The sequence below is a fragment of the Leptospira idonii genome (assembly GCF_004770995.1).
Classification (GTDB): Bacteria; Spirochaetota; Leptospiria; order Leptospirales; family Leptospiraceae; genus Leptospira_A; species Leptospira_A idonii.
Genome location: NZ_RQHW01000048.1, coordinates 22,753 through 29,825, shown reverse-complemented (window position 1 = coordinate 29,825; position 7,073 = coordinate 22,753). Strand labels below are relative to the sequence as shown.

Below are 7,073 nucleotides of genomic sequence, written 5' to 3'. Positions count from 1 at the left end.
ATAATATTTGATTTTCTTCGACATTTTTGTCTCCTAAAAAGGAGCTTTTTAATGTCCGTTTTTTGGTAGGAACTCCACTAGTTCCCCACCCATTGATCAGGGCGGGGAGACCCTACTCTCGATTCCAAGAATCATGCAACGCCTTATAAAAGTTTTCGATCGATTTGCCTAGATGTTTGGTCCGCCAATAGGGGTTTTCTTGAATCGCATCCCCCACATGCTGGACCACAGCACGAATGAAAGAAGTTCTTTCCGGCTTAGAACTGATGTTCAACATCTCCATCGTGGTATTTCTTCTGTTGAGTTCTTTATTGATGCATTTGGAAATCAGTTGGACGGCTTCTTCTCCCGTCATATTGATTTCATTTACCAACAAGTGAGCCGATTCCTTAATCAACCCCAATTGCCTTTCACTGATTCCCATCTCAACACCAACCTATAAGCGAATAAATACAAAATTCATTTTGCATATCAAGCTTTTCTTTTCCAATCCGCACGATCCAAACGAAACACATAACAATCGTCCAAACCGAAAGTTCTTCTTTCTTGAAACTTAAAGCCCAATCTTTCGTAAAATCGATGCGCCCTTACATTGGAAGCCAAAGGATCGATCAAAACAGATGTTACGTGGTCTTGTAAAAAACATCGATCCAAAGCAAGGCGCATCATCTCCGTCCCATAACCTTTTCCCAAATCGGAAACATTCCCGATCCAAATATCGATAGCCCTTACATCCCGAGAGACTTCTCCCCAATAATGCGAATCTTCTAAATAAGGATCGATGATTTGCATGAAACCGATGGGACGACCGTCTTTTTCGGCAATCCATTGTTCTCTCCAATCGACGGACCTCCCTAACTCGGTTTCCCAACCCCAATCGTCGTTTGGATCCGACTCCAACACATGCGGCTCCTCATCCCAAGACTGCAGCAAGGACAAATCTCCTAAATCGGCGGCTCTTAAAACGATCATAATACAAAAATAAAGGAAACAAAAAAGGATACAAATCAAAATCGGAACAAGAATCACCTTACAAAAACATAATGAAGTCGATCGAATAAGGAAAGAAGACCTAAAGGAAAAATCTTTTTGACTTTTTACCGAAAACTCCCGTAGAAAAAAAAGAAAATCGCATAAAAATAAAAGATGAAATTGAAAGGGAACCCACTCTAATAAGCGTAAAATTAAGATGGAGTGTTACTTTATGGCAAAAATCAAATCAATTTGGTTCGCATCAGTTCTGCTTTTACCTTCCCTACTTTTCGCACAAAACCTTGTTCCGTTCGAACAGAACGAACTCCATGGCTTCAAAAACAAAAGCGGAAAAGTCGTAATTCCTGCTCAATACATTCTGGCCAACGAGTTCAACAAACAGGGAGTCACATTCGTATTGGGAAAGGAAGGTTGGAAATGCATCGACCAAACCAATAAATTTTTGCTCACACCTTTCATCTACGACAATGGCCCAGACTACGAAGCAGAAGGATTGGCAAGGTTCGTAGAAAACAAAAAAATCGGTTTTTTCAATTCTGCCTGCCAAAAGAAGATCGAAGCAACATACGACTTCGCACTCCCCTTTGAGAATAAATTCTCAGTAGTATGTAACGGCTGTAAGTTGATTCCCATAGAAGAACATTCCGAATTGCAAGGAGGTTCCTACGGAGTGATCGACCAAAAAGGAAAAATCGTGGTTCCTATCGAATTTGATTCCGTATCGATCGATCCGAAGAAAAAGTCTGCAACAGCGCTGAAGGGCAAAACTAAAAAAGAAATCAAACTTCCTTAAACATCTATTTGTAAAATCAAACTTCCGGGAAGCCAAGATCGTTCCATTGCGGCTTTCCGGAACACAATAAACAAACCGGACTAAAATCCCTTCATTTTCCTTTTTTAGTATTAATTCTCAGCTTCTCCAGGCCTTCCAAAATAATTTTCAATCCGAATTCGAAATCGTGCATCCCATCGTATCTCCTGGAAATAACCTCTTTCGCCAATCCGGTCAAATGAGGAAAAATTGTATCATCTAACATGGGCATAAAAGCTTCCGCTTGCATGGCATATTCTTCCGGCTGGATGGGGAAATTCAATTCTTGAAGAGTGTAACCGTAAATATGACTGTCGATGGCATTGATCGCATGGTCTGCCAAAGGAAGAGAAAAACCTGCTGCCGCCAAACAACCTAAAGAAGCATCGAAATAAGTCAACATGGCCGAACCCACATTGACTCTGGAAACGATGAGAAGAGTCACCCAAGGGTGTTGCAGTAAAACTATCCTTGCGGACTTAGCTCTCTCTTCCATCGCACTCATCCAGTGAATACCAGTTAAAGGTAATTTGATTTTAGCGACGATCGAATCGACGATTTCATCCAGCAGTTCATCCTTGTTTTTGATATGATTGTACAAAGACATCGCCTCGACACCCAGGCTCTGCGCCAAATTTCTCATCGATAAGGAATCGATTCCCTTTTCATCCGCGAGTAAAATCGCAGCATCGATCATTTTCTCCTTCGTGAGCTGTTTTTTTTTGCCTGAAATTTCTTTCGTATTTTTCGGTTTCGACTTAGCGCCTGCTTTTTTATCTTTTTTCTGTTCCATCGCTTTACTTCTCTATTCTTAACATAAAAACCGAGTTTTACAAGGAAATACCGGATAGGAAAAAAATTGCTTGAAATACTTACAGTGTAAGTATAAATGTCAAATTCAGGAGAGAAACACTTGAAAGCGATCACATGCAAAAATTACGGTTCACCGGACGTGTTCCAACTGGAAGAAATCGGACAACCCGTACCCAAAGACAAAGAAGTCCTCATCCAAATATACAATACTGCAGTGAATTCCGCAGACTGGCGTTTACGAAAACCGGATCCGGTCGCAGCAAGGCTCTTCTTCGGACTTTTCCGTCCTAGAAATCCGGTATTAGGAGGAGTATTCTCAGGCAAAGTCATCTCCGTAGGCACCAAAGTGAAAGAATTCCAAGTAGGGGACAGAGTGTTCGGCTCGACAGGAATGAGTTTCGGAGCTTATGCGGAGTATAAATGTCTGAATGAATCGGAAGTATTCAGTCAAATACCGACTGATATAAGTTATGAAGATGCAGCGGCAATTCCCTTCGGCGCTCTCACAGCCTTTCATTTTCTAAAACAAATCAGAATCGAAGCAGGACAAAACGTACTCGTCTACGGAGCTTCGGGAGCAGTAGGAACTGCGGCAATTCAAATCGCAGCCGCATTCGGAGCCAAGGTAACAGCAGTTTGTAGCAAAGCCAATCACGAACTGGTTAAGTCCATCGGAGCAGAGTCCGCACTCGACTACGAAGAATACAACAACGGCAAAACCAAAGTTATATATGATTTAATTTTCGAGACGGTGGGAAAGTCGAAACTAAAAACTCATCTCTCCATGCTGACAACCAAAGGAACATTGATCTTAGGTTCAGGATCTCTTTCGGAAATCTTACAAGCATTATGGCTCAACCTCACAGGAAAACACAAAATACTGGGAGGAATCGTTTTCGAATCCAAGGAAAACCTGAGAATTCTCAGCGAAATGATGCAAAGCGGAAAACTGAAAGCAGTCATCGACAGAACTTATCTACTGGAAGATATGGCGGATGCACATCGTTATGTGGAAGCAGGTCACAAAAAAGGAAACGTAGTGATCGAAGTTTTTCGTAAAAAAAATGGCGCAGGCTCATCTCTCGATTTGATGTACGGAACTTGGTAAAGAAAAACCAAAAAAAGCTTTCATTCGGATCATAAATAAAAGTTCAATCGATCCATGAAAGTACGTCCCGATTCTACCTCCTCTCAAGAAAAAAACCGCTGCGGTTGGTGTTTAAAATTCGAAGATTACATCCGGTATCATGACGAAGAATGGGGAGTTCCCGTACACAATGACCGAACCCACTTCGAGTTTTTAGTTCTGGAAGGAGCGCAAGCAGGACTAAGCTGGGCAACCATTCTGAAAAAAAGAGAAGGATACCGAAAGGCATTCGCCGATTTTGATCCTGAGAAAGTGGCTAAATTCACGGAGAAAAAATTGGAGAAAATCCTCCTCGATCCTGGGATCGTCAGAAATCGTCTTAAGGTATATGCGGCAGCTAACAATGCCAAGCGATTCTTGGAGATCCAAAAAGAATTCGGCACCTTTGACCGTTATATATGGAGTTTTGTGAAAGGCAAACCCATCATCAATAAAAGAAAAACCCTAAAAGATATACCTGCCACCACGGAAGAATCAGACGCATTGAGCAAAGATTTGATCCGCCGAGGGTTCAAGTTTGTAGGGAGCACAGTGATCTACGCTCACATGCAGGCCTGTGGATTGGTGAACGATCACTTGGAAGAATGTTTTCGTTACAAGGAAACGGTGAAGATGGGCGTTCCCCATAAATAGAATTTCCAAATACAATCGGTTATGTGGGCCAGGCTACTTCGGGGTGCGCTGACGCTCCCGTTCCGCTTCCGCGGAACCAAGCCCTCCGTATCCTTAACGCAGAAAAACGATATTCGATTAACAATAATTCATCGAATCAGGATTGATCTTTCCAATATCCGAAAACGATCGGTATCTCTCGAGTGATCTTCCAGAAAATTCCTCGTAAAGGTTTTATCTTCCAAATAATCTTTAAACTATAATACAAATGCCTGTGAGGGATGAAAATTTGAGAAGGGAGATCCTCGCCAAAATGAAGTGTCACCTCTTCCTCTTTCGAACCGACCGAACCCGATTGGATTTCAACCAGAACGGAACGGCGATCTTCCATCTTTTTATGATCTCCTCTATGCGTTCCCATATGAAATTCAATGATCCTCCGTTCATAACAAAGGCTCCATGAAGATTCACTAGGCATCTTCCATTGGATATTGCTTCCAGGAAGTGCGAAGATTTCAACATCCTTACCGGTTGAAAATCCGTTCCAAAAAAGAATTAAGTTTTCAAAAGCTCTCTTCCATCGGCGTATCGTGACAAAAATTAGCCCAATGCATAAGGAGAATAAAAGCGTCACAGAAATTCCCAAAGCTTGAAACCCGAGATTCATACCTTCCGGGCGGCAGACAAAATGAGATCCGAAGATAAAAAAGAGAATGATCGCCACAAACGCGAATGTCCGATCCAAATCCTTTTTGTCCCATTCATTCCACTTCGTTGCCTTTCGCCTTTCTTCCGTTAATTGATTTACGATCTCACTTGATACGATCTGAGGTTTTTTCGCATAATCCAAACGAAGAATGTTGAGCTCATTTTTCTCCTCATATTCAAAGTCGGCCCATTTCACTTGGACTGCCAATGCCCAAATGATACTAGGCCATTCCAAAACGGTACTAGGTCGCTCAAAAGGGATTTTCCATTCAAAAGGAAACTCGGAATGAAACTCAATCGTTTGTTCCTCCAGATGAAGTATAGTTTCCTTATGAAGAAAAAAGTTGAATTTCGGATCTACCCCTCCGACCAATCCTACAAATTGTAAATTAATTTCTTTCGCAGTTCTCCTTTCAGGAGTGCTTACGACGAATTTACCATGAGCATCCGTTCCCATAGAAAAAGTATTTTGCATTTCAAATCGAATCGGCATGAAAGATCCTAACTTTAAGTGAAGTTAGTAGAATAGAAAAAACAGTATCTGTCCATTAAAAAGAATCCAAGATCGATTCTTTTTTGCAAATATTACCGTTCCACCGCAAACCGGCTAAAAATCATTTTTCGAAAAATCATTCACAAATAGTAAGAATCTGCTTAATCCCACTCACACCCACTGCTAAGAATTTTCCTCCTCCATAAGTGATAGAACTCCAGTTATTTACTTCCGGAGCAGCGGAAACGCTCCAAGAGGATCCGTCCGAGGAAGTCATAATTCGATTCGTTCCATCACTTGATACCGCAACAAATTTCCCTCCTCCATAAGCTATAGATATCCATCCGTTATTTTCGGGAGGAATCGAAGCAGTCCAAGTAGTACCGTCACTGGAAGTCATAATTCGATTTGTTCCTCCGTTATCCGCCACAGCCACGAACATCCCTCCTCCATAAGTTACGGATTGCCACATATTACTCGCAGGAGCATTGATTGCAGTCCAGGTGTTTCCATCCGTCGATGTCATAATCGAATTTGAAGAACCGCTTGCTAATGCGACGAATTTACCTCCTCCGTAGGTGATTGCAGTCCAAGGACTAGCGGCGGGAGGGTTTAATGCGGTCCAGGTGCTCCCATCGGTAGATGTCATGATCGAATTCGTCATTCCTCCGCTTGCCACCGCTACGAATTTTCCTCCCCCATAAGTAACTGCATCCCACATACTATTCGCAGGAGCATTTAACGCGGTCCAGGTGCTTCCATCCGTTGATGTCATGATTGTATTCGTCAAACCTCCTGCTACCGCTACAAATTTCCCTCCTCCGTAAGTCACGGAATACCACGAATTACTGGCAGGGGCATTGGTCGCAGTCCAGTTGATTCCGTCGGAAGAAGTCATAATCTGATCCGTTCCTCCGCTTGCCACCGCTACAAATTTCCCTCCCCCGTAAGTTACCGAATACCAAGGACGACTTTGAGGTGAGGAATAAACAACCCAATCTCCCGGACTACAACTTCCCCCCGATCCGGAACCGTCTGTTCCTCCAGAAGTATCTCCTCCGGAGGAAGCTATACTGTTTCCGGTACCAGTTGCGGTCAATCCAATCGCAGCGCATTCCTGGATAGCCGCCTTACGATCATTACTTTGACCGATGAGTTGATTGATCCATGCCAAATCATTCTTTTCACCCGCACCTAAACAGGGAACACCCGATCTATCCTTTGTAAAGCAAGCGGAAGCGGTAGAACAAACTATAAATAGAAAAATCATAAATGATAATCTTTGAAACATATAATAAACTGAAATGAAACACTTTCCTTTTTGGAAGAGTTTATCAAACTCGAAAGGTTCGGTCGTCCCGGTTCATGAACTGGGACTTTCAATTTATTATTTCTAAGAAAAATATGCGTCCAGGAGAACTATCAATGCTTAACAGTTATTAAATTGATTGAACCCCTCTACCGATTTTAAACTGCGAAGACAACGGAATAGATTT

General features: G+C 42.3%; 8 protein-coding genes. 3 read left to right on the top strand and 5 right to left on the bottom strand.

Features of this window, described 5'->3' with window-relative positions; translation table 11 throughout:
- Positions 1 to 112: 112 nt before the first annotated feature.
- Positions 113 to 424 (bottom strand): hypothetical protein, encoded by a 312-nt coding sequence (locus tag EHS15_RS15655; protein WP_135761534.1) that lies wholly within the window; start codon positions 422 to 424, stop codon positions 113 to 115.
- 47 nt (positions 425 to 471) lie between these two features.
- Positions 472 to 1,011: a GNAT family N-acetyltransferase gene (locus EHS15_RS15650; RefSeq protein WP_246052222.1), complete on the bottom strand. Its 540-nt coding sequence runs from the start codon at positions 1,009 to 1,011 to the stop codon at positions 472 to 474.
- A 193-nt stretch (positions 1,012 to 1,204) separates the two neighbouring features.
- On the opposite strand from EHS15_RS15650, the gene EHS15_RS15645 reads away from it, so the two are divergent.
- Positions 1,205 to 1,786 (top strand): WG repeat-containing protein, encoded by a 582-nt coding sequence (locus EHS15_RS15645; protein ID WP_135761533.1) that lies wholly within the window; start codon positions 1,205 to 1,207, stop codon positions 1,784 to 1,786.
- Between the two features lie 91 nt (positions 1,787 to 1,877).
- Here EHS15_RS15645 and EHS15_RS15640 read toward each other — a convergent pair whose 3' ends face one another.
- Positions 1,878 to 2,597: a TetR/AcrR family transcriptional regulator C-terminal domain-containing protein gene (locus EHS15_RS15640; RefSeq protein WP_135761532.1), complete on the bottom strand. Its 720-nt coding sequence runs from the start codon at positions 2,595 to 2,597 to the stop codon at positions 1,878 to 1,880.
- 120 nt (positions 2,598 to 2,717) lie between these two features.
- On the opposite strand from EHS15_RS15640, the gene EHS15_RS15635 reads away from it, so the two are divergent.
- Positions 2,718 to 3,725: an NAD(P)-dependent alcohol dehydrogenase gene (locus EHS15_RS15635; protein ID WP_135761531.1), complete on the top strand. Its 1,008-nt coding sequence runs from the start codon at positions 2,718 to 2,720 to the stop codon at positions 3,723 to 3,725.
- A 54-nt stretch (positions 3,726 to 3,779) separates the two neighbouring features.
- Positions 3,780 to 4,397 (top strand): DNA-3-methyladenine glycosylase I, encoded by a 618-nt coding sequence (locus EHS15_RS15630; protein WP_135761530.1) that lies wholly within the window; start codon positions 3,780 to 3,782, stop codon positions 4,395 to 4,397.
- A gap of 136 nt (positions 4,398 to 4,533) precedes the next feature.
- On the opposite strand, the gene EHS15_RS15625 is transcribed toward EHS15_RS15630, so the two are convergent.
- Together EHS15_RS15625 and EHS15_RS15620 are read right to left on the bottom strand one after the other, a co-directional pair.
- Positions 4,534 to 5,577 (bottom strand): hypothetical protein, encoded by a 1,044-nt coding sequence (locus EHS15_RS15625; RefSeq protein ID WP_135761529.1) that lies wholly within the window; start codon positions 5,575 to 5,577, stop codon positions 4,534 to 4,536.
- A 136-nt stretch (positions 5,578 to 5,713) separates the two neighbouring features.
- The gene (locus EHS15_RS15620; RefSeq protein ID WP_135761528.1) at positions 5,714 to 6,847 is read right to left on the bottom strand and encodes a beta propeller repeat protein; all 1,134 of its coding nucleotides are present in this window, start codon (positions 6,845 to 6,847) and stop codon (positions 5,714 to 5,716) included.
- Positions 6,848 to 7,073 lie beyond the last annotated feature (226 nt).

Coding starts and splice junctions, on each gene's coding strand:
- EHS15_RS15655 (WP_135761534.1), bottom strand. CDS start 424: ATGGGAATCAGTGAAAGGCAATTGGGGTTGATTAAGGAATCGGCTCAC.
- EHS15_RS15645 (WP_135761533.1), top strand. CDS start 1,205: ATGGCAAAAATCAAATCAATTTGGTTCGCATCAGTTCTGCTTTTACCT.
- EHS15_RS15640 (WP_135761532.1), bottom strand. CDS start 2,597: ATGGAACAGAAAAAAGATAAAAAAGCAGGCGCTAAGTCGAAACCGAAA.
- EHS15_RS15630 (WP_135761530.1), top strand. CDS start 3,780: ATGAAAGTACGTCCCGATTCTACCTCCTCTCAAGAAAAAAACCGCTGC.
- EHS15_RS15625 (WP_135761529.1), bottom strand. CDS start 5,577: ATGCCGATTCGATTTGAAATGCAAAATACTTTTTCTATGGGAACGGAT.
- EHS15_RS15620 (WP_135761528.1), bottom strand. CDS start 6,847: ATGATTTTTCTATTTATAGTTTGTTCTACCGCTTCCGCTTGCTTTACA.